Here is a 26,306-nt window from a genome sequence, read left to right as displayed (position 1 = left end):
TTGTCATTCAGGCAGGTAAAGGTATTTGGTAGTCGTGTTTACCTAGTTGGTCTACCCTAGCCAAATATCCTATACATAAAATTGTACTTTGTGGGGACAAACCAATTTGACCATGAAGAGAAAAGTTACCCTATTGTTACTCATTACCTTTTTATTTTCTGCACCTATATGGGCTCAAAACCCCAGTGCTAAAGTCATCAATGATGAGTTTTTTAATTTTACAGATCTTAAAAAAATATGTGATTTACTAAAAACGAAGTATGGATTACAAATAGATATAGCAGAAGGAGTGTCTCTCAATGAAAAAATCACATACTGGTTTGATCACGTACCTGCAGATAAAGGATTTCAAGAAGCCTTAAAAGGTACTCCATTGAAATCCTATATGGATGATAATGGGGTTATTCATATCCTATTGAAATCCCAAAAGTTGAATTTGAATGATTTCAAATATGCAGCTAAATCAAACCTAAAGCCTGAAAAAGAAAATTTTAAAATAACGGGTAAGATTTTGGACTCCAAATCAGGAGAACCTTTGCCATTCTCTTCGGTGCAGATTATTTCCAATAGGATGGGAGTTCAAGCCAATGTAGATGGATTGTTTACTTTGCCCAAAGTTCCATCCGATACTTCCAGTTTATTGGTTAAATATTTGGGATATAGGCCCAAGGTCGTGTTTTTAAAACCAGGGCTGAATTTCAATAATTTAGAAGTAGAGTTAGATGCAGCCACAGGGGAGTTAGATGAGGTGGTTGTGGTCGGTGAAAAAACAGAGGTAATGAAGGCTAATGAACAAATTGGGATGTATAAAATAACCCCCAAAAATATAGCCAAATTGCCTAATGTTGGAGAGAAAGATATTTTTAGAGCATTTCAATTACTGCCTGGGATAAGCGCAGCGAATCAAAACTCTTCAGGATTGTATGTTCGAGGAGGTACACCAGACCAGAATTTGGTGATATATGATGGATTTACGGTTTATTATGTAGACCATTTATATGGATTTTTCTCGGCCTTTAATTCAAATCCGATCAAAGATGTTCAATTATTTAAAGGAGGATTTGAATCGAAATTTGGAGGAAGAATTTCATCTGTCATGGAAATTACTTCTAAAAATGGAAACAACAGAAAATTGAATCTGATTGGAGATTTAAGTGCTATGTCGGCCAATATCATGGCAGAAGGGCCTCTAAGTAAGAAATTTACGTTTCTTGTAGCTGGTCGAAGGTCTTGGACAGGGCCACTGTATACTAAGATTGCTGATGCCTTAAAACCAACAGCATCCAATAATACTCCTGGTGGATTTGGTGGATCAGGTGGAGGCGGAGGATTTGGTCGACGGCAATTTCAGTCGTCCGCAGTTGCATCATCCTATTTTTATGATTTAAATGCCAAGGTGAACTTTACTCCCAATCTAAAAGATGTATTGGCCCTAAGTTTTTACTTAGGAAATGATAATATGGACAATTCTCAAAATGTCTCTTTGCCTTTTGGGAATAGGGGTGGAGGCTTATCCAATTCAGATTTATCACAATGGGGAAATACAGGGGCGTCTTTTAAATGGTCTAGACACTGGTCTTCAAAATGGTATAGCAATACTTTACTTAGTTATTCGAATTTTCATAGTTATCGAGATAATACCAATCAATCTAATTTTGTTAGAACGAGTGGAACCACTCAGACGGTTAAATTTGGATCCTTGGAGCACAATGATTTGAAGGATTTCTCTTTAAAATCGGATGTAGAAGGGCAATTGACCGAATCCCATTTGCTAGGTTTTGGGATTCAAGTATCTGATTTGAATATTCAATATAATTATAGCCAAAATGACACGCTTAATATTATTGACAAGGTCAATAAAAGCCTCATATACTCTGCTTATTTGCAAGATAGGATTCATTTGATGAATCAGAAATTGGAGATAACTCCTGGGTTAAGGGCAAATTATTTTGGCGTGACTTCTAAAATTTATTTGGAGCCGAGATTATCAGCTCAATACTTTGTGAATCGCCAATTTAAATTAAAAGGAGCGATGGGGAATTATTACCAATTTGCCAAACAAGTGGAGCGAGAGGATATTCTGAGTGGAAGTCGGAATTTTTGGGTCTTGGCGGACGGAGTTGATTTACCCGTTACTTCAGCGAAGCATTTTATTTTGGGAGCTAGCTATGAAAAGGGAGATTATCTTTTTGATGTGGAAGCCTATTATAAGGACATACAAAACGATACCCGATATACCTTGCGATTTACTCCTAGAATTGGGGCTGGCCTAGTAGCTAGTGAAACATTTTTTAATGGTACAGGAACCGTACATGGGATTGATGTTTTACTACAAAAGAAATTTGGGAATTTGACAGGTTGGGTTGGCTACACGTTGGCTAAATCGGATAAATTAATTCCCGTTTTTTCACCTAACCCATTTCCATCCAATTTTGACGTAAGACATGAATTTAAAGTTGTTGGAATCTACAAATACAACCGGTGGGATTTTTCTGGGTCATTTTTATATGCCACAGGTAAACCTTATACATCCATCATTGGAGGCTATTCCGTTACGTTACTGGATGGAAGTGTGAGAGATTATACAGAACCTTCTACTACCAACGGGAATCGATTCCCAGCACAGCATCGTTTGGATTTAGCTGCTACCTATAATTTCCCAATCGGGAGTTTAACGATGTCTATTTATAATGTGTACAATCGAAATAATGTTTGGTACAAAAAATTCCAAACGGTGGTAGACCCAGATACTCAAGAGAGGTATCTGTCAGTTACGGATGTTAACTATTTAGGTTTCACACCCAACATTACTTTATCCATACATCTAAATTAATTTGTCATGCTTCGTTATATATCTATATTTTTCATATCCATTTTATTTGTTTCTTGTGCCGAGTTTGAAAATGGAGTTCAAGAGACTGATCCTAAGCCTGTAGTAGAAGGCTACCTTATACCTGGGGTGCAGGTGACCATTCGAATACATAAGGAGATTCCATATACCGCTGATTCTACTGCTAATAAAGAAGTACCCATTGATGGATTAGCGATAAAATTGACAGGACCGAATTCTTCAGTTACTTTAATTTCTAAAGGAAGTGGAATGTATCAAGCACCAGCAGATTTTGCTGTCAAAGTAGGAGGGGTTTATAGCTTGAATTTTGACTACCACGGAAAAGCGATTAGTGCCATTACTAAAATTCCATCAAAGCCCGTTCAATATGCAGCTGATAAAACAATCATTTCAAGACAAGCAGTCAATTTAACTCCAGGGTTCAATAATGGAACTCGTCCGGGTGGTTTTGGAGGGTCCGAAAACTCCATTACCTTGACTTGGTCAAACCCTGATAATGATTATTTTATTTCTGTTGTTGAAAACTTGGAGGTTAATCCAGTAGAAATCATCAAATTTCCAGTAGATACTACCCGAGTTCGTCCGAACATTCGATTTAGAAATGAACCAATACAAGGGACAGTAGCTGAGATTAGAAGCCAAAGTTTTCAATATTTTGGACATCATCGGATTGTATTGTTCAAGCTTAATCCCGATTATGTGGCATTGTATCAGCGTAATGGGAACACGACTCAAAATATTTCTACCCCACCAACTACGATCAATAATGGACTGGGTATTTTTACGGGAGTGAATGCAGATACTCTGTTTGTTCGCGTGATACCAGAATAACTTTTATGGTTGAGCATAAAAAGACCCTCCAAAAGAGGGTCTTTTTTTTGTAATAAAGAGTACACAATTTAAATAAATACTTGAAATTGTAGGGTTAAGCTATTTAAACGATTACCAGCTTTGACATCACCTTGATTAACTTGATAAGTGGGTCTACTTTGGAAATCCAAACTTAATTTCGATTTATGTCCTTGGATGAAATAGTTTAAACCAGCATTGAATGTCGTTGTCGAGTTATTCCCTAAACGGTCATATTTAGCGAATGTCGCAGATATATAGGGCATTAATCGATTGGATAAATCAGCTCGATTAGAAGGAAGAAGGTAGCCAATCTGGGTATAAACCACCGACCCTGTACCAAACATAGGATAGCTGTTTCCATAGACAGGTCCTTGTCCTGAGATGGAATTTGAAGCATTTAATGTAGTTCCCGTGGCTGGGTTCATTGAGCCATTGTATCTTAAATAATTCGTACCATAATTGGTATTGAAATAGCCTAAGTAAGCTGAAAGTGCTGCATGATTTTGTAAGGGAATATCTACAAAACTTTCAATGGCGAAATGTTTCATGTCTTGGTATAAAGTATCTCCTTGAGCAGATTTTTGCCACATAGCATTGGGTTGATATGCTCCACCAATGGCCACATTCACGATTTTCTTACTACCTAAATAGGTGCCTGTCATGTATGGTGTCGTGTGGTTTTCTTGATCAAAGAATTGATAGATCAAATATCCCTGCTGTTGTAAGGAATGACCTTTTTGAGAAAAGTTAGCATAGCTAGAACTGATGGCTGGAGGGGTTTGTCCATTGGATGTAATAGGGAAAGGATCACTTAAAATAAATCGATAATCCCAGTGCCCAATTTGTCCACGGGCATAAATACTTAATTTTCTAGAGAATTGATCAATTTGATCCACAGTGGTCTGAGCAAATACGGGTACATCCATCGTCATGATAGTACCAATACTTGGCTGCGAGAAACGTGAGATCCCAGAAATGATACTCAATCCTCCTCCAATCTTCAATTGATTACCAGATGAGACACGGTATTCACCTAAGGCATCATGGAAAAATGGAGCAATTTTCCGATTCCCCGTTGCATTGTATTGGGCATTAAAATTGTTTTGACCAAATTGAAAATACATGAATGTACGGTCTGTAATTTGACCATATAATTGCATTCGGGTTCTCCTTAAACCAATATCAAAAGATTGATTTTGAAGACTTCCATTTACGGTTGTTCCTGGATTATTGTCATTGAATCTAAACCAAGCTTGATTTAAAAATGTAACTTGAAAATAGCGAGATCCAGATTCGTTTAGCTTTAGTTTAAGTGCTTCTGTATCAGGTGTTTTTTGTGCTAAAGTGCTAAAGCAGGCAAGCAGGCTTACCCATAAAATAATGGTTTTTTTCATGGCGGAATAATGGGTTAGAACGGAATTTTACCGATCAAATGGAAAAGAAAATGGTTAAAGGGATTGAATGATAGCTTGTTGGCTATATTCGGTAATTACCAAATTGCTTGAATAAAGCGAGTAATCGTGATTTGATGATAGCAAAATTATCAAGAAGCGGAATTTCAGAAGCAGCTTCCGAAGCGTAGGTAGAAGTTGAAATGACCCGAATGGCAAGGTGGCTAGAAACCTTGTCTTGCTCTTCGTGTAAATCTTCCGAAATTTCTTCTTCCTCTATGGCGTTAAAGTATTGAACTTTGCCGCTTAGGCTTTGACTAAATTTGGATTTTATGGAGTTGGGATTCGCATGTGCAAAGGCGCCTTTACCCACGAATGTTAAGACAATCGAAGCAAAAACAATCAGAAAAATTTTCATTTTCTTGTTTGACATGGCCCAAAATTGCATTTGGAATTTGAATAAATCAACTAATATGGCTTTTTTTTAAAATTTCACTTAGTTTTAGCAAATATGATTTTTTACAGATTCTTAGTCATTTCGAATGAAAAAACTTCCTGAATTCATTTCATGCGCCATTTCTTCAATGGTTTGATGGTCAAATAAATACATGAAATTCTCTCGAATAGGTTTGTATTGATCGTGCATTGGACAAGGATTTTTTTCTGAACAACGATTTAATCCCAAGACACATTTGTCAAATAGTTCTCCTTCTCCCATAACTTCAACAATCGATTTGACTGATTTTTGTTTGGCAGACTCCGTGATAAAAAAGCCTCCATTGGGTCCTCTTACGGAGCTGATGACTTGATTATTTAAGGTTAATTTTTGTAAGATTTTAGCTGTAAAAAATTGCGGCGATTGGATCGCATCAGCAATTTCAGCTAAACCAAGCTTTTGTTGTTCCGAACTTTTTTGAGCAATAAAAATCACAGCTCTTAAAGCATATTCCGTTGCTTTTGAAAACATAAATTTTCTTTGAAGGCTCAATTTAGTAAATAATATTCATCAAAAAAGGTCTTTGTAGAAGCATTTGAAATGGTGAAAATAAATAAATATATAATAAAGGATAATATTGTCCTTTATTATATATTTGCTTTCAGATTTCACCATTAAACAAATCAACAGATGCCTACGATAAAAGAATTTACCTTGGTAGTGCCTGACCTAGAACCTAGATTAAAGCACTCCACTATTTTTGAACATTTTGATCAATTGGACGAAGGAGAATCATTTTTAATCCAAAATGATCATGATCCTAAACCTTTGTATTATCAGCTTTTAGCTGAAAGAGGGAATCAATTTACGTTTGATTATATCGAAAATGGACCTATCGAATGGTTGATTCGTATTCAAAAAAATCCTAAGCCAGCAGACTTACTGACATTAGGAGAATTCGTGAATCAAGATTTTCGACTAGCTTCATTTTTCTCTCAAAAAGGCTTAGATTTTTGTTGTGGAGGTAAAAAGACTTTGAAACAAGCCTGTTCTGAGAAGTCTTTGGACTATTTGGATATGCTATTTCAAATAGAAGAATTTAAAGCGGCCTCGCGCCAAACAAGTGTGCCCTATCAAGATTGGTCATTGGACTTTCTAGCGGATTATATTGTTAATACGCATCACACTTATGTTAGAAAACACTTGCCCGATATTCAGCTTTTTGCTGAAAAAGTTCAGCGCGTTCACGGTGATAGGCATCCTGAATTGATTCGAGTATATCAGTTAGTAGTGGAGATAGCAGAAGAATTGACGATGCATATGATGAAAGAAGAGCAAGTTTTATTTCCCTTTATTAAGGCCTTAACTCTGGCTAAGAAGACAAATGAAAAGCTCGCGCCTGTTCATTTTGGAACCGTACGTAATCCCATTCACATGATGGAAATGGAACATGAGCAAGTAGGTCACAATTTGGAGAATATTCGTACCCTGACTCAAAATTACCTTCTACCAGAAGATGCTTGTGGAACTTACACTGTTCTTTTTCAAATGTTACAAGCTTTTGAAGAGGATTTGCATATTCACATTCATTTGGAAAATAATGTCCTTTTTCCGCAATCATTGGAATTGGAAAAAGAATTAGCGAATTGATATGCAGCAAGGTAAGAAGTTTCTGAGTGATTTGAAATTGTATTCAGATTACTACAAATGGCTAGAACCCCAAGGTCGCTATGAGCGCTGGGAAGAGGCATGTGAAAGTATCATGGATGGTCACCGCTTAACATACGGGAGCTGTTTAGATGAGTTGGAGCCTTATTTGGAATCGGCATTAGAAAGTATGCAGAATCAAACAGTGTTAGCTTCCCAACGAAATCTACAATTTCGTCATGATCAAATACAGCAACATAATACCCGAATGTATAACTGTACGTCAGGTTATATTGCTAGAAATCGAATTTTTCAGGAGATTTTCTATTTAGGATTGTCAGGATGTGGTTTTGGAGGAGGATTGCTAATTCCATTTGTCGATAACTTAAGTCGGATACAAAAGCGGATCAAAGGAACCAAGACTTTTGTTATTGAAGATAATATTGAAGGTTGGGCAGATGCCTTAGGGGCTTTGATGTCTTCCTATTTTGTTGATAAACAGCCCTTCCCTGAATTTGCTGGATTTGAATTGAAATTTGATTATTCCCAAATTCGACCTAAGGGGGCCTATATCAAAGGAGGTTTTAAGGCTCCAGGTTCGGATGGCTTGAAGCAATCTTTGGAAAAAATAGAGGATTTGATAGAGAAATGGATCAGTATAGAAGGGGAGAAAATTCGCCCTATTTTGGCCTTCGATATCATTTGTCATGCTTCCGATGCCGTACTATCAGGTGGGGTTCGTCGGTCCGCCTTGAATATGATTGTTGATCCCAATGATATGGAGATGATTCATGCTAAAACAGGGAATTGGCGACAAGAGAATCCACAAAGAGGTAGGAGCAATAATTCGGTAATTTTGCTGAGAAATCAAGTTCAACAAGAGCAATTTGACTACATCGTGTCGCTTAATGATGGCGCAAATGATATTGGTTTTGTATTTGCCAATAGTTGGTTTGATATGTTTAATCCTTGTTTTGAGATCGTTAAAATCCCCATTCTTTTGCGGACTGATTTTTCTCAAATAGCCTATGAAGAGCTTAGCGATTTTATTGCGCAGCAACAAGACAAATTGGGAATTCAAGGATGTAATTTATGTGAAATCAATGCCGAAAAATGTGAAACAGAGGAGGCGTTTTATCGAGCTTGCATGGATGCGTCAATCTTAGGCACCTTGCAAGCGGGCTATACTTCTTTTCCTTATTTGGGTTCCGTTACGGAACAAATTTTTCAGCGAGAGGCTTTGTTGGGAGTGAGTATAACTGGTTGGATGAACAATACATTTTTGTTCAATGCCCCTATGTTGCAACGTGGAGCTCAGGTGGTGAAAGATACCAATCGGGTAGTAGCAGATATTATTGGAATAAATCCTGCGGCTAGAACTACTTGTGTGAAACCTTCTGGAAATGCATCGGTGGTTTTAGGTACTGCGAGTGGTATTCATCCTGAGCATGCTGAAAAATACTTTAGAATCATGCAATTGAATAAGGAGAGTACCACGGCCAACTGGTTGGTAGAAAATATGCCTTTTCTTTTAGAAGAAAGTGTTTGGTCCAATACAAAAAGTGATTTTGTCGTCTTTGTTCCTATTTTGAATCCCAAAGAAGGTCTTTTTAAGAAAGATATGAAAGGAGTGAAGCACTTGGAAATGATTCAGTTGGTTCAGGAAAATTGGGTGAATGCAGGAACCAATAGAGAACTATGCGCCTATCCACACATGAATCATAATACAAGCTGTACTGTCATTATGGATAATAAGGAGGAAATTATTGCTTATATCTGGCAACATCGAGAAGCCTTTACAGCTGTTAGTTTTATCTCAGATTATGGCGATAAAGACTTTAATCAAGCGCCATTTACTTCTGTGTTGGAATTGGACGAATTGATAAGTCTATATGGAAAAGGCGCCATATTTGCTTCGGGATTAATTGTTGATGGATTACATTATTTTGACAATAACCTTTGGCAAGCATGTGATCTTTTATTGGACCCTACGATGGTCTTGACAGGTACACGTGAACAAGTGTTGTTAAGAAAGTATTGGTTAAATCGAGCCAATAAATTTGCAAAGAACTATTTTAATGGTGATCTAAAACAAATGATTTATTGCATCAAAGATGTTCATCTATTTCACAAATGGGAAACCGTAACGAGAGAATTTAGAGAGGTTAATTTTGGAGATATTTTAAATCAACCTCAATATAAAGATATTGGAGAATTGGCTTCTATGGCTTGCAGCGGAGGTTCTTGTGAGATAACCCACATTTAAATACGAATCAAAAAAGAGGATGTTGATGTCAATATCCTCTTTTTTGATTTTATTGATGAATTAATAAGCGCTCCATCCACCATCAACAGTTAGTATTTCCGCATTCACAAAACTAGAATCATCGCTAGCTAAGAACAGAGCAGCTTGCGCTATTTCCGAAGCTTCTCCGGCTCTAGGGTTGAGTGCTAGACCAGTCATGATGCGGTCATTGACTAAAGGTGTAATTTTAGTCATGTCAATGGTCTCACTGATACTGGTATTGACGGCACCGGGTGCAATTCCATTGCACCTAATTCCTGATTTACTGTACAAATACCCCGTACTTTTAGTCAGTCCTACTAAAGCATGTTTACTAGAGGTGTAAACTGCTCCTGCCGCTCCTCCTTTTAAGCCCCCAATGGAGCAGACATTGATAATATTACCCTTTCCTTTTTCTAAGAATATTTTAACAGCACTTCTCATGGCTTTAAATGGCCCTTCGAAATTGACCTTCATAACCTTTTCCAACATACTATTTTCTACTTCTCCCACGGGTTGGAAATGATCCATGATGCCTGCATTATTGACCAAAATGTCTAAGGTTCCATAGGTGGAGACAGCGGTATTAATTAAATTATCTATGTCTGCTTCAATACTCATATTAGCAACAACTGTGTTGATTTCTCCACCAGCAGATTTTACTTCTTTGGCCAATTCGTCTAGTCGAATTGGATTAATATCTCCCGCAACGACTTTAGCTCCTTGCTGGGCAAAAAGCATAGCAATTGCTTTGCCCATTCCTGCTCCAGCTCCAGTAACAATGGCAACTTTATTTTCTAACTTTTTCATATGAATTGATTTTCTGAAAATTACCTAATAAATGGTGAAAACATGGGTGAATTTGGCAGGTATTGGTTAAAAAAAGAATGATTTTGCTTAGGTTTTTTCCCAACGCTGGCAAGGTTTGGAACCTTGACAGCGTTACAACGATTGGGCATTTAAATATGTTGTCCAATAACTTGATAATGAATAATTTGATACATTCGTAGTCGAATATCTACTTCCAAACTTCTTCCATATGTCTACAGAAAAGATATTATTTTCAGAGACTCAAAAGTTTAACCAATGGTGGCTTTGGGTCGTATTAATTGGTTTTTGTGCCTTTTTTTTGTTGGGGACATACAAACAGCTATTTCTGGGAATTACTTTCGGGGATAATCCTATGAGTAATACGGGCTTAGTAATTACTAATGTCTTTTTTGCAGTTTTTGTTTTATTATTCTTGATGTTGAAACTAGAAACTCAAATACAAGCCAACGGAATTTATGTTCGCTTCTTTCCTTTTCATTTTACATTCAAGTTTTATGCATTTGATGTACTTGAAAAAGTCTACGTAAGAAAATATTCTCCACTTTGGGAATATGGAGGATGGGGATTAAGATATGGGATGTTTGGAAAAGGAAAAGCATTTAATGTCTCGGGAGATCAAGGATTGCAATTGGAATTTAAGGATGGAAGTAGGTTGTTGATTGGTACCCAAAAGCCAACAGAAATAGCTCATGTTTTGAGTCTTTTAGGAAAGAGTTAGTTTTTAAATTTCCATAATGGATTTTCACAGCTTTGTTTAACAGGTCTTATAGGTCTGTCTGAATACATTTTTTGGCTTCAGGGAAATTCTTTTGTATTATTAAGCTATGAAAACTTCTATCAACAACTTAACTTCTCGTTTAAGCCAGCTTGTGCTAGGTTTAAGCCTAATGGCCACACCTTTGTTGGCTCAACAAAATCAATCTTCCACTGTCAATGCCATTGTCAAAGAAGCAACAGAGAATTCTCATCTCAAGAGAATGGCACATGAACTCATTGATGGCATTGGTCCACGCTTAGTGGGTTCTACCAAGATGCTACAAGCGAGCGATTGGGCAATAGGACAATATAAACAATGGGGAATAGATGCTCGAAGAGAAAATTACGGAACTTGGCGAGGTTGGGACCGAGGGATATCATCCATTGATATGGTTTCGCCCTGGATCAAATCCTTAGAAGGAGCCCAATTGGCATTTAGTCCTGCAACCAAAAAGCCTAAAACTGGGGAGACAATCATTTTAGCTGATGTAGCGGATTCTGTTGCTTTTAAAGCTTGGTTGCCACAAGTTAAAGGTAAATTTGTTTTAATTTCTATGCCTCAAATGACGGGTAGACCTGATTATAATTGGCAAGAATTTGCTCAAAAAGAATCGTTTGAAACGATGAAGAAAGAGCGGGAGGCTCAAATGGAAGCTTGGAGAAAACGTATATCTAAGACGGGTCTTACCAACGCAAAATTAGCTTTAGCTTTGGAAGAAGCAGGTGCTATTGGAATTGTTTCCAGTACTTGGTCAAACGGGTTTGGGGTCAATAAAATATTTGCTGCTTTTACTCGAAAGATTCCTACGGTCAATGTAGCCTTGGAAGATTATGGTCTTTTATATCGTTTAACTGAATCAGGTAATCAACCCAAAATTACAGTCAATACCCAATCCAAAGAACTTGGCACGGTACCCACATTTAATACACATGCTGAAATCAAAGGGACAGAAAAGCCTAATGAATATGTTATGCTTTCGGCCCATTTAGACTCATGGGATGGAGCAACTGGCGCCACAGACAATGGCACAGGAACCCTGGTGATGTTGGAGGCTATGCGTATTTTGAAAAAAGTATATCCAAATCCTAAACGGACTATTTTGGTGGGACATTGGGGAAGTGAAGAACAAGGCTTAAATGGATCAAGGGCTTTTGTGGAGGACCATCCTGAAGTTGTGGCAAACTTACAAGCCTTATTCAATCAAGATAATGGCACAGGAAGAGTGGTGAATTTGGGAGGTTCTGGATTTGCCATAGCAAAGGATTATTTAAGTAAATGGTTAGCAGCCGCTCCAGATACAATTAAAAATAGAATTAAAACCAATTTCCCTGGTACGCCAGGTGGGGGAGGTTCTGACTTTGCTTCTTTCGTTGCCGTAGGCGCACCTGGTTTCAATTTAAGCTCTTTGAGCTGGTCTTATGGTGCATATACTTGGCATACTAACCGAGATACATACGATAAAATTGTTTTTGATGATGTAAAGAGTAATGCCATCTTGACGGCAATTATGGTGTACATGGCGTGTGAGGAACCAGAAAAGATTTCTACCGAAAAGGCTGAATTACCCGCTGGACAAAAGTGGCCAAGCCAAGTGAAATCAAAGCGAAGTGGTGGTACCAATTAAGGGCATTTCTATTGATGTTAGAATCATGTGAATTTTAATTAAACAAAACCTATTGAAATGAAAAAAATCTTTTTTCTCTTGTGTTTACTTTTTTCTGTCCATCTGACTTTAGCTCAGCCCACAGAAAAGCAAATTAAAGTTCAAGTATCCGCAGATCATGCTGATTGGCTTTACAAACCGGGAGAAAAAGTGAATTTTTCTGTCGTAGTTTCCAAAAATGGAAGCCCCATTCCTCAAGTCAAAATTCGCTACGAAATTGGACCAGAGAAACAAGAACCTTGGAAAAAGGATAATCAAGTTTTAGCCAATGGGTCCACTCAATTAGACGGAGGGACGCTTACTTCAGCTGGTTTTCTTCGTTGCATTGTTATTGCCGAGGTAGAAGGGAAAGAATACAGAAATCTAGCAACGGTTGGTTTCTCTCCTAATTTATTACAAGCTACCGTGGCAAACCCTTCTGATTTTGATGCATTTTGGGATAAAGCGAAACAAGAATTAGCTAAAATTCCTCTGGATGCTAAAATGACTTTAATGCCAGAAAGATGTACGGAGAAAACCAATGTCTATCATGTGAATATTCAAAATTATCGATTGGGGGCTCGCTTGTATGGGATCCTTTGTGTACCTAAAAAAATGGGGAAATATCCTGCATTGTTGCATGTGCCAGGTGCAGGAGTTAGACCTTATGCCGGGGATATAGCCAATGCTGAAAAAGGAATGATAACACTTCAGATTGGCATACATGGTATTCCTGTTAACATGGACCCATCTGTGTATACTGATTTAGGAGCAGGAATCTTGAACGGATATCCAACCTATAACATGGATGATAAGGACCGTTTTTTCTATAAACGAGTCTATGTAGGCTGTGTAAGAGCCAATGATTTTTTAACTTCTTTGCCTCAATACGATGGCCAAAATTTAGCGGTTACTGGTGGTAGTCAGGGTGGAGCTCTTTCTATCGTAACTTCCGCTTTAGATAACCGGGTGAAATTTTTAGGCGCCTATTATCCCGCATTAGCAGATGTGACCGGTTATTTGTTTAATCGAGCTGGAGGATGGCCACATTATTTTGATAAGAACAGCCGAGCTGTCAATGAAACCAAAGCTAAATTAGAAACTATTGCCTATTATGACGTGGTCAATTTTGCTCGAAGACTAAAAGTTCCAGGCTTTTATTCTTGGGGATTTAACGATGAAACTTGTCCACCTACTTCTATGTACGCAGCTTATAATGTGATTTCAGCGCCCAAAGAATTGTATCTGGCCTTGGACACGGGACATTGGAATTACCCAGAACAAGTTGAGAAGATGACGAATTGGTTAACTGGTAATTTGATTAAATAGCTCCTAAGATTTGCTTTTTACTTTAAATGACCAAGTCAATAAGAACTCAGCTACAATGATTCCTTCTTGGTTGGTGGCGGTCGACTTGCAAATCATTTTGGTGCCTTCTCCACTTTGAATGGCAGCTTCAATGGTGTTTTGAATGGCTTCTCCGTCTTCACACGTGAATAAAATAATGCCTGAGGCTTTCTTTAAAAAGGAAGCCTCTATTTTTTCTACCAACATGCTGATAGCGGGTTTTCTTTCATAAACCTGGGAAAAAGCCAGCATGCCACAACTCATTTCTGCGGCCATGGCCTCCACGGCAAAATACATGGAATTAAAAGGGTTTTGGTTAAACCAGGATTTCTTCACTCGAACAACACAGGTTTTGTCATCAAAATGCTGAATATTCAATCCAGCCCAGAAAGCTGCAGATAAGCGTTGGAGTATAAAAAACTTGAATAAAATGGGATTGGTAATGATTCTTTGAAACTTGCCAAAAGATGGATTCATATAATGTTATCGCTTATTTAATTCGGGATGAAAATGTTTTTTTCAAAGGTATTTCATTTTCTGTACAAATTTCAAAATCGCTACTTTGAGTCCTATTCTGAGCTGTCGAATTAACGCCTTTCGACTTTCCTGCTGGGACCTCATATAAGCCTTTCTCATTTTTGATGGCCTCATCCCAATGGTAAAATAGATCCCACCAATTTGTTAGTTTTTGATTGTTATAGGTCAAATTATGGTTTAAACCTGGAATAGACTGCCACCAAAAAATTAGCCACTTTACTTGGGCATCCTGACTATAATCCGTTGTCTGATTGCGGCCGTAATTTTTGTTTACGAGAGAGTAAGGATAAACAATGTTTTTCCAGAGATCTCGATTAACCTTGGTAATTGCTCCTCCAGAGGCTTGCCAATCTAAAATATCACTACTGACTAAATTTGTATTATCATAGTCATAATCAACAGATGTATTGGGTGGAAAATGGGTCATGCCAACCCGATTTAACGGTAGGCCTGAGGAAGGCTTGATTCCTACAAAGTAATTCTTAAATAGTGCACTCCCAATGGCGGGCTTATGAACCAAATTCTCAATATAATTCATCTGAGCCTCAATCTGATGACCCCGGTTGTGTAAATTGGTATCTGCTCCACGATGGCCAGAGTTTCCGTATACGACGTAGGTATTTTTGTAAATAGGTAAATCATTTGGGAAATAATAGGAATTCGAGACATCACCTGTTGTAGGGCTCGACATATTGGATTCGGGGAAATTGTAATAAGTATTGGGGTCATTATAAGGTGAATTGACTACAGATGGGATTTTGTCTTTGACAAATGCATTGAACCAAATCTCTTTCACTTGGTATTGGTTAACTAAGGTATCCATTCCTAGTTTTTGGAATAGTTTATGGTAATCAAAGGTTTTAAGGCCAGTGATATAATTTGTGAATTCTACTTCATAGACATTGAAAAATTTAATAACCTTAAACCCAGCGTAGGGTTTAGCCTCTTGAGTGGTATTGTATTGTCTAAATCGAGTGCCTTCCTCTATGCCAAATTTGGTAATCTTTAATTCTCCTGTAAACCGATTTTTCGCTTCTTGTAATGTCGAGTTCTTTAATTCCCAGTAATCGTCTGGCGCTAAATTCATATCAAGATTAATGCCGTCTTTGGTTGGTAAAAAACTAATGACTACTACTGGCACCACAATGCTACTCGAACTTACGGGTGTCTTTAGAAACACATCAAAATCAGCCACATCTTCCACTGGACTAATGCTAATGGGATAAGTCTGACTTAGATTTTCAAGATCTATCTTCAGCTGAATTTGCCCACTTTTAATCGCCAAGAGATTCTGATTGGTAAGCTTAGCTACTAGGCTGCCATTGTCAAGGATGGAACTTGTAAATCCTTGTTCTACTATTTTCTTTGTGCCTGATTTGTAGCTTACTTTTAGCTTAATCGGGTAGTTTTGAGAAACAAATAAACTGCTAGGCTTATTTATTAGATCTAATTTAATAGGATAATCCGTTACGAAAGTGGCTTTGACTTGCACGGCTTTATCTACACGGATAGAACTGGGATTGGACTCGCTACTTAGATCGCCAGTCCAGCCTTTAAATACCCAACCATCGACGGGATTGGCTTTTAATTGAACCACAGTGCCAGAGGAATATGGTGTAGAGGATTGCGTACTGATGATGGTTTCATGAACAGTTCCTTGCCCATCTATTTCAATGCTTAAAGGGTAAGTTCTTTTTTCAAAATTAGCCGTGATGCTTTTGTCTGAATTCATATTCAGACTATATGGATTAGAAGTTCCAGAAATACTTCCGCTCCAATCTTGGAAAAGGTATTCGGGAGCAGGATTTGCCAATAGAGAGATCATCGTACCCTGCTCAAATGTACCTGTAGATGGTGTAACGCTTCCTCCTATGCTGGGAACAGCCACCACAGATAATCGATGCTCAATGGTTTCTTTCGAACAAGAAAAAAAGAATAGAGCTATTAGGCAGAGAATGACTTGTTTCTTGCACATGAATGGAAGATTATTTCGACTGTGTTAATGTAAGTGTCTTGTAAATATCTATTCATTTATTGAAAATTTACTGGATTCTGACAATTATCATTAAATTAACCGTCTAGCTGTGCTCAACTCTATGCAGAGCCCAATCTGAGTGTTTTTAAATTAAAAAAATATCCTATGAAACGAGTTTTTAAAATCATTGCTTGGACTTTTTTTGGCTTGGTCATTAGTCTTTTTGCTCTAGGTGCATTGTTTATGTACAAAGTGCAAAACGGTTTCCCAGTATCATATGAAACAGAAAAACCACTTTTAACTTTAGCGGAAAATCAACCAGCTATTTTATTGTTTTCAAAAACAACGGGTTTTCGACACGGTGAATCCATCGATGCATCTAAACCTATCATTCAGGCTATGGCTAAGAAAAATAGTTGGTCAGTATTTGAAACTGAAGAAGGAGGGGTTTTTAATGAGGAGCAATTAGCCAAATTCAAACTAGTCATATTCAATAATTCGACAGGTCGGGTATTGAATGATGAACAGCAATTGGCCTTAGAAAAGTATGTAGAAAATGGTGGATCATTGATGGGAATTCATGGAGCAGGAGACAATTCGCATCATTGGGATTGGTATGTAGATAATCTATTAGGTACTACTTTTTCTCACCATCCTTTAAGTCCTCAATTTCAAAAAGCAATAGTAACCTTGGAGGCAAAGGTTGATTCTAGTTTAAAAGCCAAGTTACTAGCTACTTGGGAAGGAAATGACGAATGGTATGTCTTTTTTAATCAACCTAAAGATGCTCAAGTAGTTTATTTTATTGATGGAGAAAAGATTTTACCTAGTGGAAATATGTTGTGGATGAAGGATAAGAATTTTGGAATGGGAAAATATCACCCAGTAGCTTGGCATAAAACAGTTGGCAAAGGAAAGACTTTTTATACTTCTATGGGACATTCCAAAGAGGTATGGGCTAATCCTGCCTTTACTCAACTAATCGAGCAAGGGATACTTTGGTCTTTAAGGAATTAAATTCTTAGTGGTTTATCATAAAAGCAAAACGGGTCAATCAAAGATTGACCCGTTTGTGAATAATATCATTAACCTACAAAAATCTTATTGACCCATTTGCATACCATCTTGGTTCTGATTGTTGTTTTTCTTCATGCTGTTCATGTTAAATTGTCCAAAACGGATAGACAAAGTAAGACGAATCATTTGAGGGTTAGACAATCGATAGTATTTCTGAGTGAATCCTTCGCCATAAGAGTATCTTGTGTTTCCTCTTGTTCTGAAGATATCATTAGCAGCTAAGGTCAAGGAAGCTAAATCGTTTTTCAAGAATGTTTTCTTGATAGCTAAATCAACTCCATAGAATGGTTCAATGTATCCTTGAGATGAGCTTTGTGCTTGTCCCATAGGTCCACCACCGCCACCACCTTGTCCTTGGTTTTGTGTAATTGGCATATTAGTTTTTCCTTGATAATCCATTGAAAGTTGGATAGACCATTTTTTAGGAAGTTGGAAGGTATTGTTGATTTTACCAAATACAGTCCAAAGACCATCTGTTACCTGAGCTTTATCAATGTTAGCTGTATTGATTTTAGAATTATACATGTTCACATTGGCTGTTAAGTCCCACCAGTTTTGAAGTTTATTTGTGTACGTTCCTTCAATACCATAGTTGATACTTGAATTGGCATTCACAAATGTGTTGATCAAATCCAATTTACCACTGATCGGGTTGATTTCTTGACTTAAATAACGAGTAATCAAGTTATCTGTATACTTATAATAACCAGACAATAAGAAAGTAGCTGAACCTTTTGTTTTGCTGTAAGAAAGTTCTCCCGAAGTGGTAAATTCTGGCACTAGGTTGGCATTTCCTCTGGTGATATTTAAACTGTCGCTATAGTCTACAAATGGAATAATCTGGAAGAAATTGGGACGGCTAACACGACGGGTGATACTTAATTGTAACTGATCGGTTGGAGTTAAATCTTTTTTCAAGAAGATGGAAGGGAATAAGCTTAAAGGATAGCTATTGCTGAAAGTTTGATTGGTATTCAACAATTTTCCATCATAACTAGAGCTCTCTGCACGTAAACCAATTTTATAAGAAATTTTGTTAGCTGTTTTTCCAGAAACAGATACATAAGCTGCATATACATTGTTTTTGTTTTCGTAATTGGTAGATGCAGATGGGATGGCTTTGTACACGTCAGAACCTACAGCTTTCAAGGTATTGTTATTTTCATTTACCAATTCAAAAAGCTGAGCTCTTACTCCCATTTCAATATTGCCATCATTCTTCAAAGGCTTCACATAATCCGTTTGGAACGTCATGAAGTTATTACTTCCAGATCCAATGTTTTTCTGAATTTGAGTACCAGTGATAGCACCGTTATTCAAATAGTGAGTAGTGTATGTAGCATCGTTTTTGTTAGTACCTCCAAAATAGTTGAAGTCCATGCTCAATTCTTCACCTGCTTTCGGATATGTGTGTTTGAATCCTAGTTGTAAACCACTAGGGTTAAATTCTCTAGATGATTCAGAAAGACGATTGCTAAATGTGGTAAAGTTGTTTACTGTACTAGTGATTTTGATATCTTCTGTTGGTGAAAACTTTCCACCACCACCAAAGAATCCAGCTAATGTTAACGTAGTTCTGTTTGTGGCAGCATAGTCAACACTGAAACGAGGGAAAAACATCGATCCTTTGTTTTTACTATTGATATCTTGGTAAACACTTGACTCAACACCACCAATGTTACTACTTCTTTGGCTGTTTCCTTCGGTATTGTTTCTCATGTTCATTTTCATGCCCATCAAAGTCAAGCTCCATTTATTTTGTTGATAACTGAAGTTACCCATGATGCTAGAACCACCAAAACGGTCTGCACTCAAATTCAACATACCATTGTAACCATTCTTTTTGTTTTTCTTCAATATAATATTGATGATGCCCGCCATACTACCAGAAGCATCGTATTTGGCAGATGGGTTGGTAATAACTTCCACTTTTTCAATGATGTCCGCAGGGATTTGATCCATACTTAAACTAGTAGGTCTTCCATCAATAAATAAAGTAGGATTGGCATTTCTAACTTTAACGTTTCCATCGATATCTACTTGAACGGATGGGATATTTCTCATTACGTCTACCGCAGTACCACCTGACGTTACTAAGTTTTGACCTACATTGAACGACTTTTTATCAATGTCCATTTCCAACAAGGCTTTTGTAGAAGTAACGACAACAGCTTCTAATTCTTTAGAATCAGATAATAATTTGATGTTTCCTAAATCTTTTTCAAATGCGGCCATCATTTTTGCCATAACAGCTGGATCAGGTGCTTGTCCAGGTTTTGGAGCAGAGCTTGGATCCATTTTAGGCATTTCAAATTGAACGGGAGCTTCGTAATTTTTATAACCAACAAAACTGATTTTCAATTTTAGACGAACATTCACCGGAATTTCCTTGAAGTTGAAATCTCCGTTAAGTTCAGCTTGTTGAGCTTTTACTAAAATGTCTTTGTTTTGTTTTGTAGCAGGATCTAATACGGTCTTAAGCAATACCACAGATGCAAATTCCACGGGTTTACCTTGCTCATCGACTACCTTACCGAAAATATGGCCACGATTAAAATTGGGAGCACTGTTTCCGCCGGCACCTGCAGGTCCTTGTGCGAAACTGAAAAAAGAGATCAGTGCAATGATGGATGTTAAAATGTAGTTTTTCATGGGTTGATTGTTAAACTGTTTTGTCTACTTAGAAGGGCTGCAATAATTCAAAATCTGGGTAGAACGGGTATTAATTTTTTAAAATTTCAATGAGTAAATGGGTTGATAATTTTATTTAGGGTTTAATCGGTGGTTGTCTTCTTAATAAATGTATCGCAAAGGTACATTGGGCTTCCAGGTTTGAAATTTTATTCTTCGCAGCTGGGAAATGTATAGATGAAAGATGAAATTGTTGAGAAAAGAAAATGTCATTTGAGAACGAAAAATTGGATTTGTACTAATTTGATATTTAAAATTTAATTTAATTTTTACAGTTTCTTTACGCTGTTTTTATCAGTCATTCTGATCAACACATGGTAATAATAGTCATGCTCATGTGCCTTTGGGAAAGCAAAGGTAGGAATGAAAAATTGAACAATTTACTTAAGGTCTAAAATTGTGTCCAGTGGTTTTTATGGAATGTAAGTACTTTGATTTCTTATATGGAAAGTATAAAAAGGCCTTATTTTAATTTTTTTAGAGATTTTTCACAAGTTGACTAACTAAAGGTGGTCAAAGTGAAAATCTAATTCGGTTATATTAGATCTTGTTCTTATTAGTGTGGGAATTGGATATTATCGAGAGAGCCTAGCTGGGTTGTTCGTAGATTAAAATGAAACTTTCGTCGCAATTGTGTACGTAATTAACAAGTCTTAACATGAATTAATTTGAAATATAGAAGATAGGCTAGACTTTGAATAGTTATAGTTAATACTTGTTAATTTATTAGATTGAGCATTCAGTTTTTGAAAGATCTGATGTCGTAAATTGTCTAGCTTATTTTGAAGATGGTACTGTATTTATCTCATTAATGGACAATAATTTTGAAATATATTTGCGAAATTTACGTGAGTATCGATACGTTCAATGGTAGATTTTAGCTACTAAGTTTTATTTACTTTCAAGAATTTTCTGAGGTAGAAATGTCTACCTGAATAATCGTTTAGGGTGCAGTAATTGACCCGGAATTTTTAAACCCGAATCCTGTTAATTATCAGGACTCGTTTTTTAATGAGGAAACAGAGTAAAAAGAAATATTTATTGGTGTTGGGTCGAGAAGCTCTGGACCGAGATAGTTATTTATATCAGGAGATTTTAGGGAATTTGCAGTTAGGCGGATTTGAAGTAGTTTTTGATCCGATGGATCGAATTCGATTTGCTTTCATGCGAAGGCTAGGTTCTGAGAATATGTTGATTAATCGTATTTTTCTGCCGCTTTTTCGAGCTATGTATGTTGTCTTGGTTCAGCGGCAATGGGTCGATTTCCTATTATTTATCATGAATCGTATTTCGAGTTTAGAATTTAGGACGAGAGTAGTGGCAAAATACATTGCGGGAATAGCTCCTCATACATCTCATTTAGTTGTTTTAGCAAGGTCAGCAGGCTCTATTGTCATTAGTAGTATAGCCAATCAGATAACAGTTGATCATATCATTTGTTTAGGATATCCTTTTAAACATCCAGAAGATGGAGATGCGGCATTTCGTACGGAGCATTTGGCTTGGGTAGAAAAACCTATGATGATATTTCAAGGAGAAAGAGATCCCTATGGAGGAAGAGAAGTCGCTAATCAATATACCTTATCTTCCCATATTCAATTGTCATTTATCGACGTTGATCACGATTTCCTCTTAAAAGAAAGTGATTTGCTCCTAGTTAAATCAGAAATAGAAAAAGTCTTAATGTCAAAGCAATAGGTAAAAGGTTTTGATTAAACGGTTTTTACGTATATATGTAATCGTTCATAATTTCATTGAATCTATTTATCTTTTTGAACATAATGTATGAAGTATTTATGTATTTTGATGGAGATATAAATGGGATTTATTTTGACAAAGAAGAACCCTTTAAATCTTAGGACCCGTGGCTTATTGTTAATTTAGCTATGTATTTATCAAAAAATTAAAAGTTTTAGTAAACTCAGAAGTAATGCATCCTTTGACTATTTCGTCGAAGGAATTTTTGTTATTAGGTCGGAGCTTTTTTCTACTAAGCTTAGCAATCTTCGGCATAAATATTGTTATCATTTTTTTGCGAAACCGAACGGTTGCTTATATATTTGCAAACGAACGGTGTCAAATAAAATTTGTTAGATGAGAAGAGATATTTTTCAGGCAATTGCAGATCCAACAAGAAGGGCTATTCTTACCTTAATTGCTTTGCAGGCTATGACACCAAATGCAATAGCCGAAAATTTTAATACGACTAGGCAAGCTGTATCCAAGCATTTACGTATACTGAGCGAATGTGAATTAGTTAAACAGGAACATCAAGGAAGAGAAATTTATTATTCTTTGGAAGTAGATAAAATGAAAGAGGTAGATCAGTGGCTGGAGCAGTTTAGGGCAATCTGGGAAATCCAGTTTAATCAACTGGATGAGTTGTTAGAAAAAATGAAAACGCAGGCTTAAAAATTTAACAAAATGGAAACGAACTTATTATTTGAATTTACGGTCAATAAACCTGAAAAAACGGTTTACATCACGAGGGAATTTGCCGCTGAACTTCCATTGGTATGGGATGCCTTCACTAAAAAAGAGCTATTAGATCAATGGGTGGCACCCAAGCCGTGGTTGGCCAAAACGAAATATATGAACTTTGAAGTTGGAGGGCGTAGATTTTATGCCATGGTAAGTCCAGAAGGGCTAGAAAGGTGGTCGATACAAGAATATACGTCTATTACTCCAAAAACTAATTTTAAGATGTACAATTCCTTTGCTGATGCAGAAGAAAACCGGGAATTACCTGGGTCGGCATGGGAGTATAACTTTAGTGAGCAAAATGGCATGACTAAAGTCCATATCACCATTGTGAATGAATCGCTTACTCGTTTTGAAAAGATGATTGAGATGGGATTTGAGCTAGGCTTTAAAATGAGTATTGATAACTTGGAGCAATTGTTAGCATCGTTATTGAATAAATGAACTTAGATTTTTTAAAATTCCATTTATCGTTTGCCATTCACCATTTACCATTAAAAAAGGAACACATCAGGTTCCTTTTGATTTGTGACCCCGAAAGGAATCGAGTCGATCACGACCCCGGCCTCATCTTAGGTACCGGAAACCTACATGAATTTAAAATGCAGGTTTATTAAGTTCAATAGCCATATTGGGGTCTTTTTAAGTAGGGTAAATGGTGATTGATTTTGTTTCTCAATATTAGAAAGTGTCAGACATAAAAAAGGACATCTCTTGTTGAAATGTCCTATTGCTTGACTGATTGGTCAATTTGTGACCCCGGAAGGAATCGAACCTTCATATTAGGTACCGGAAACCTACATTATCACAAAACATGTGTTTATTTGATTTAAAGACCATATTGAGGTCTTTTTGTGTAGCAAAATGGTAGTTTTTATGTGTTTTGCTACACAAGTGCTGCACAAATATTAAAGTTTAAAACTTCGTTTAAATTGAAGGAAGTAAACTATTACCTCTTTTTGATTTGTGCTCCCCTTAGATACGAAAGATGCAACTGTAATGCGATGATTGAGTATGTGACAATCAGGAAATTGAAGGGTTGAAATTTGTGTAATTCCGTAAATTGGAGGAAGTTTATGACCCCTTCCAACGATGAAAATTAACAATTTATCCCGCAAAGAACTCTATGACATTGTGTGGTCAAAACCGTAATTAAATTATCATTAAGTTTGAGTAAATCTGAGTCGGATACCACAATCCTTCTCTTCTTTCATAAATATTACTAATTTATAGGAAATCCAAATCTGTAATAATTTGACGATTGAATCAAAATAATATTGAATAATTAAACAAATTCGTACTTTTAAGTGTTTTTAATTTTATGACAAGTAAAGTGTACATATTGCTAATGATTTCATTTTTCGTGTGTCTTATGGCACCTAAAAATGGGTATGCATGTGGAACTAATTCAAAAAAAACGGATAAATCTTGCTGTATTCAGGATAAATCAAACTATAGTAAGAAAAATAATTGTTGTGAAAGTCATAAAATGACAAGAGAAAGTAAAGATAAAAGTTGTGGCGGAAACTGTAATAATCCAAAATGTAGTTGTCCAACTTCAATTGGCCTCTTTGCCTTACAGAATAGGGTTGAATTAAATAGAGAAAACAGATTCTCTGAGATTAATAGATTAAAATCTTATTACAATGAAACCTATAGTTCTTCGGGTTTCGGCTACATTTGGATTCCTCCCAATATAGTATAATTCAATACTTTGTAGGGATAGGTATGTCCCATCGAAAGCAATCCTTGCTTAATTGTAAAGTATTTTTAAAATCTAAATTTTTGAAAAATGAAATCAATAAAATTATTGATGGCAATGTCATTATTGCTGTCTATCACATCGTGTTATGCGAAAATAGGAAATGTTAGACTACCTGAATTTAATTCGTTTATCAATGTTGGGTCTCCGCAATTGGTTTATCAGGAGATGTCATCGCTAATTGATAAATCAAGTGAAGTGTCACAACTCAAAGCCCTTCTTGACAATTATTTTGAATTAAAAGATGCATTGGTTAAAACCGATGGAAACACGGCATCCCTAAAAGCTGAAGCATTGCTAAAAGCTATTAACTCCATTAACAAGGAATCATTAGCAAAAAACGAATATGATGAATGGATAAAGGTTATGAAAGAATTAGCATTTGATGCTGAGCATATTTCAGAAACTAAGGATGCAGGACATCAAAGGGACCATTTTATTAGTCTCTCTAAAAACATGTACTCTATAGCAAAGGTTACTAAACAGGAAGAACCGGTATATTATCAATTTTGCCCAATGGCGAATAAAGGAAAGGGTGCAAATTGGTTAAGTAAGGAAAGCTCAGTTAAGAATCCATATTATGGAGCTAAAATGTTAGGATGCGGTAAAACGGTTGAAACAATTAAATGATGAAGCTATATATTAAAAATATGGTTTGTCGACGCTGTGAAATAGTGGTGAAGTCTGAGCTGGCGAAGCTTGGGCTACACCCTCTTTCGGTAAATTTGGGAGAAGTGGAGTTGGAAGAAGACAATATAAAATATCTAAAAAATGAATTAAATGCAGTTTTAAATTCATTTGGCTTTGAGTTAATTGATGACAAAAATAGTCGATTAATTGAACGGGTTAAGACCCTAATAATTGATTTGATTCATCAGAAAAACAATGACCTACATATCAATCTTTCAAGTTACCTATCTCAAAATCTAAAGCATGATTACAATTCATTAAGTAGTCTTTTTTCTTCTTTTGAGCAAATAACAATTGAGCATTTTTTTATAAAACAGAAAATAGAAAAAGTGAAAGAATTGTTGATGTACGAAGAAATGACATTAAGTCAAATTGCCGACCAACTTAATTACAGTAGTGTCGCATATTTAAGCAATCAATTTAAAAAGGAAACGGGTTTTACACCCTCAAACTTTAAAAGATTAAAAACAATTAAACGGAATGGGATAGATAGGATTTGAAATCCAAAATTTTACAATTTTTCCTTAAAATAAAGTAATACGATAATGGTTTTTAAAGTAGAACTTTCCATTACAAATAATTCCGTTAAACTATTTAAACAATATAAAGTTGAAAAATTTATTAATTGCCTTGATGCTATTTACTTCGTTTTGTTCCTTAGCACAAACTAAAGTGCCTTATGTTGATTACAAGGGGCATATTTATTATCAAAATAAACAAATTGGTAATTTAACAAAAGAGGGCAGCCTTGATAATAATGGAATGGTTGTTACGAAAGTTAATGGTAATGGAGAGATTATCGATTCAAATGGAAAACAGCTTGGCAAACTGGCTAAAGGTAGTTCATTTGTGTATTATTTTAATGATAAAACCGAAAAGTATACAATCGGCAAGCCTTCTCATAATGGCATGTGTGAAGTAAAAAATAGTGATGGGCAAACAGTTATGCTTCTACACAATAATTATAAACAACAAGTCGCGTGTGCGATACATTGTTTACATGAAAATCATTGTATGCCTTCGGATGCCGAGCATAAGCATAAATAATTTTTTTG

The 26,306-nt window shown here is 36.4% G+C and carries 21 protein-coding genes; 14 read left to right on the top strand and 7 right to left on the bottom strand.

The window, feature by feature from the left end; genetic code table 11:
• Positions 1-112: 112 nt before the first annotated feature.
• Together HME7025_RS10570 and HME7025_RS10565 are read left to right on the top strand one after the other, a co-directional pair.
• Positions 113-2,833: a TonB-dependent receptor gene (locus tag HME7025_RS10570; RefSeq protein WP_109325403.1), complete on the top strand. Its 2,721-nt coding sequence runs from the start codon at positions 113-115 to the stop codon at positions 2,831-2,833.
• 6 nt (positions 2,834-2,839) lie between these two features.
• The gene (locus tag HME7025_RS10565; RefSeq protein ID WP_109323807.1) at positions 2,840-3,682 is read left to right on the top strand and encodes a DUF4249 family protein; all 843 of its coding nucleotides are present in this window, start codon (positions 2,840-2,842) and stop codon (positions 3,680-3,682) included.
• A gap of 68 nt (positions 3,683-3,750) precedes the next feature.
• Here HME7025_RS10565 and HME7025_RS10560 read toward each other — a convergent pair whose 3' ends face one another.
• From HME7025_RS10560 to HME7025_RS10550, 3 genes are all read right to left on the bottom strand, one after another.
• Complete coding sequence (locus HME7025_RS10560) at positions 3,751-5,097, bottom strand: hypothetical protein (RefSeq protein ID WP_109323806.1); 1,347 nt, start codon at positions 5,095-5,097, stop codon at positions 3,751-3,753.
• Between the two features lie 82 nt (positions 5,098-5,179).
• On the bottom strand, positions 5,180-5,512 hold the full coding sequence (locus tag HME7025_RS10555; protein WP_154401966.1) for a hypothetical protein: 333 nt from the start codon (positions 5,510-5,512) through the stop codon (positions 5,180-5,182).
• Positions 5,513-5,623: 111 nt separating this feature from the next.
• Positions 5,624-6,061: an RrF2 family transcriptional regulator gene (locus HME7025_RS10550; RefSeq protein ID WP_109323799.1), complete on the bottom strand. Its 438-nt coding sequence runs from the start codon at positions 6,059-6,061 to the stop codon at positions 5,624-5,626.
• A 159-nt stretch (positions 6,062-6,220) separates the two neighbouring features.
• Between HME7025_RS10550 and ric the strand changes: the two genes are divergently transcribed.
• Both ric and HME7025_RS10540 read left to right on the top strand, forming a co-directional pair.
• Entirely contained in the window at positions 6,221-7,180 is a 960-nt protein-coding gene (gene ric / locus HME7025_RS10545; protein ID WP_109323796.1) for an iron-sulfur cluster repair di-iron protein, read from the top strand.
• Between the two features lies 1 nt (position 7,181).
• The gene (locus HME7025_RS10540; RefSeq protein WP_109323794.1) at positions 7,182-9,443 is read left to right on the top strand and encodes a glycyl radical enzyme family protein; all 2,262 of its coding nucleotides are present in this window, start codon (positions 7,182-7,184) and stop codon (positions 9,441-9,443) included.
• Positions 9,444-9,503: 60 nt separating this feature from the next.
• Here HME7025_RS10540 and HME7025_RS10535 read toward each other — a convergent pair whose 3' ends face one another.
• The gene (locus HME7025_RS10535) at positions 9,504-10,271 is read right to left on the bottom strand and encodes a glucose 1-dehydrogenase (RefSeq protein WP_109323792.1); all 768 of its coding nucleotides are present in this window, start codon (positions 10,269-10,271) and stop codon (positions 9,504-9,506) included.
• A 229-nt stretch (positions 10,272-10,500) separates the two neighbouring features.
• On the opposite strand from HME7025_RS10535, the gene HME7025_RS10530 reads away from it, so the two are divergent.
• The 3 genes from HME7025_RS10530 (at position 10,501) to HME7025_RS10520 (ending at position 14,020) form a co-directional block, all read left to right on the top strand.
• Positions 10,501-11,010, top strand: a complete 510-nt coding sequence (locus HME7025_RS10530; protein ID WP_109323787.1) for a hypothetical protein — start codon at positions 10,501-10,503, stop codon at positions 11,008-11,010.
• Positions 11,011-11,116: 106 nt separating this feature from the next.
• Entirely contained in the window at positions 11,117-12,673 is a 1,557-nt protein-coding gene (locus HME7025_RS10525) for a M20/M25/M40 family metallo-hydrolase (protein WP_317046213.1), read from the top strand.
• 57 nt (positions 12,674-12,730) lie between these two features.
• Complete coding sequence (locus tag HME7025_RS10520; protein ID WP_109323786.1) at positions 12,731-14,020, top strand: acetylxylan esterase; 1,290 nt, start codon at positions 12,731-12,733, stop codon at positions 14,018-14,020.
• 3 nt (positions 14,021-14,023) lie between these two features.
• On the opposite strand, the gene HME7025_RS10515 is transcribed toward HME7025_RS10520, so the two are convergent.
• Both HME7025_RS10515 and HME7025_RS10510 read right to left on the bottom strand, forming a co-directional pair.
• A complete protein-coding gene (locus HME7025_RS10515) occupies positions 14,024-14,515 on the bottom strand; it encodes a PaaI family thioesterase (RefSeq protein WP_109323781.1) in 492 nt (163 codons plus the stop codon).
• 13 nt (positions 14,516-14,528) lie between these two features.
• A complete protein-coding gene (locus tag HME7025_RS10510) occupies positions 14,529-16,550 on the bottom strand; it encodes an InlB B-repeat-containing protein (protein WP_154401965.1) in 2,022 nt (673 codons plus the stop codon).
• A 165-nt stretch (positions 16,551-16,715) separates the two neighbouring features.
• On the opposite strand from HME7025_RS10510, the gene HME7025_RS10505 reads away from it, so the two are divergent.
• Entirely contained in the window at positions 16,716-17,567 is an 852-nt protein-coding gene (locus tag HME7025_RS10505) for a ThuA domain-containing protein (protein WP_109323779.1), read from the top strand.
• 84 nt (positions 17,568-17,651) lie between these two features.
• Here HME7025_RS10505 and HME7025_RS10500 read toward each other — a convergent pair whose 3' ends face one another.
• Complete coding sequence (locus HME7025_RS10500) at positions 17,652-20,279, bottom strand: outer membrane beta-barrel family protein (RefSeq protein WP_109323770.1); 2,628 nt, start codon at positions 20,277-20,279, stop codon at positions 17,652-17,654.
• A 1,050-nt stretch (positions 20,280-21,329) separates the two neighbouring features.
• Here HME7025_RS10500 and HME7025_RS10495 point away from each other — a divergent pair.
• The 6 genes from HME7025_RS10495 to HME7025_RS10470 all read left to right on the top strand — a co-directional run bounded on the left by HME7025_RS10495 (position 21,330) and on the right by HME7025_RS10470 (position 26,298).
• Positions 21,330-22,016, top strand: a complete 687-nt coding sequence (locus HME7025_RS10495) for an alpha/beta family hydrolase (RefSeq protein WP_109323768.1) — start codon at positions 21,330-21,332, stop codon at positions 22,014-22,016.
• Positions 22,017-22,412: 396 nt separating this feature from the next.
• The gene (locus HME7025_RS10490; RefSeq protein ID WP_109323767.1) at positions 22,413-22,730 is read left to right on the top strand and encodes an ArsR/SmtB family transcription factor; all 318 of its coding nucleotides are present in this window, start codon (positions 22,413-22,415) and stop codon (positions 22,728-22,730) included.
• Between the two features lie 12 nt (positions 22,731-22,742).
• Complete coding sequence (locus HME7025_RS10485; RefSeq protein ID WP_109323766.1) at positions 22,743-23,243, top strand: SRPBCC family protein; 501 nt, start codon at positions 22,743-22,745, stop codon at positions 23,241-23,243.
• Between the two features lie 1,348 nt (positions 23,244-24,591).
• The gene (locus HME7025_RS10480; protein ID WP_109323765.1) at positions 24,592-25,191 is read left to right on the top strand and encodes a DUF3347 domain-containing protein; all 600 of its coding nucleotides are present in this window, start codon (positions 24,592-24,594) and stop codon (positions 25,189-25,191) included.
• Positions 25,188-25,751, top strand: coding sequence for a helix-turn-helix domain-containing protein (locus tag HME7025_RS10475; RefSeq protein WP_226998212.1), 564 nt, complete (start codon positions 25,188-25,190; stop codon positions 25,749-25,751). Before HME7025_RS10480 ends, HME7025_RS10475 begins: the two co-directional genes overlap by 4 nt.
• A gap of 109 nt (positions 25,752-25,860) precedes the next feature.
• Positions 25,861-26,298, top strand: a complete 438-nt coding sequence (locus HME7025_RS10470) for a hypothetical protein (RefSeq protein ID WP_154401964.1) — start codon at positions 25,861-25,863, stop codon at positions 26,296-26,298.
• Positions 26,299-26,306 lie beyond the last annotated feature (8 nt).

This window comes from Aquirufa nivalisilvae, assembly GCF_003143535.1.
Lineage (GTDB): Bacteria > Bacteroidota > Bacteroidia > Cytophagales > Spirosomataceae > Aquirufa > Aquirufa nivalisilvae.
The sequence above is the reverse complement of the archived record's forward strand: the minus strand, read 5'-3'. Positions and strand labels throughout refer to the sequence as shown.

What these genes read in the sequence shown, in the direction of transcription:
- HME7025_RS10570 (WP_109325403.1), top strand. Translation starts at nt 113, where the DNA reads ATGAAGAGAAAAGTTACCCTATTGTTACTCATTACCTTTTTATTTTCT.
- HME7025_RS10565 (WP_109323807.1), top strand. Translation starts at nt 2,840, where the DNA reads ATGCTTCGTTATATATCTATATTTTTCATATCCATTTTATTTGTTTCT.
- HME7025_RS10560 (WP_109323806.1), bottom strand. Translation starts at nt 5,097, where the DNA reads ATGAAAAAAACCATTATTTTATGGGTAAGCCTGCTTGCCTGCTTTAGC.
- HME7025_RS10555 (WP_154401966.1), bottom strand. Translation starts at nt 5,512, where the DNA reads ATGAAAATTTTTCTGATTGTTTTTGCTTCGATTGTCTTAACATTCGTG.
- HME7025_RS10550 (WP_109323799.1), bottom strand. Translation starts at nt 6,061, where the DNA reads ATGTTTTCAAAAGCAACGGAATATGCTTTAAGAGCTGTGATTTTTATT.
- ric (WP_109323796.1), top strand. Translation starts at nt 6,221, where the DNA reads ATGCCTACGATAAAAGAATTTACCTTGGTAGTGCCTGACCTAGAACCT.
- HME7025_RS10540 (WP_109323794.1), top strand. Translation starts at nt 7,182, where the DNA reads ATGCAGCAAGGTAAGAAGTTTCTGAGTGATTTGAAATTGTATTCAGAT.
- HME7025_RS10535 (WP_109323792.1), bottom strand. Translation starts at nt 10,271, where the DNA reads ATGAAAAAGTTAGAAAATAAAGTTGCCATTGTTACTGGAGCTGGAGCA.
- HME7025_RS10530 (WP_109323787.1), top strand. Translation starts at nt 10,501, where the DNA reads ATGTCTACAGAAAAGATATTATTTTCAGAGACTCAAAAGTTTAACCAA.
- HME7025_RS10525 (WP_317046213.1), top strand. Translation starts at nt 11,117, where the DNA reads ATGAAAACTTCTATCAACAACTTAACTTCTCGTTTAAGCCAGCTTGTG.
- HME7025_RS10520 (WP_109323786.1), top strand. Translation starts at nt 12,731, where the DNA reads ATGAAAAAAATCTTTTTTCTCTTGTGTTTACTTTTTTCTGTCCATCTG.
- HME7025_RS10515 (WP_109323781.1), bottom strand. Translation starts at nt 14,515, where the DNA reads ATGAATCCATCTTTTGGCAAGTTTCAAAGAATCATTACCAATCCCATT.
- HME7025_RS10510 (WP_154401965.1), bottom strand. Translation starts at nt 16,550, where the DNA reads ATGTGCAAGAAACAAGTCATTCTCTGCCTAATAGCTCTATTCTTTTTT.
- HME7025_RS10505 (WP_109323779.1), top strand. Translation starts at nt 16,716, where the DNA reads ATGAAACGAGTTTTTAAAATCATTGCTTGGACTTTTTTTGGCTTGGTC.
- HME7025_RS10500 (WP_109323770.1), bottom strand. Translation starts at nt 20,279, where the DNA reads ATGAAAAACTACATTTTAACATCCATCATTGCACTGATCTCTTTTTTC.
- HME7025_RS10495 (WP_109323768.1), top strand. Translation starts at nt 21,330, where the DNA reads ATGAGGAAACAGAGTAAAAAGAAATATTTATTGGTGTTGGGTCGAGAA.
- HME7025_RS10490 (WP_109323767.1), top strand. Translation starts at nt 22,413, where the DNA reads ATGAGAAGAGATATTTTTCAGGCAATTGCAGATCCAACAAGAAGGGCT.
- HME7025_RS10485 (WP_109323766.1), top strand. Translation starts at nt 22,743, where the DNA reads ATGGAAACGAACTTATTATTTGAATTTACGGTCAATAAACCTGAAAAA.
- HME7025_RS10480 (WP_109323765.1), top strand. Translation starts at nt 24,592, where the DNA reads ATGAAATCAATAAAATTATTGATGGCAATGTCATTATTGCTGTCTATC.
- HME7025_RS10475 (WP_226998212.1), top strand. Translation starts at nt 25,188, where the DNA reads ATGATGAAGCTATATATTAAAAATATGGTTTGTCGACGCTGTGAAATA.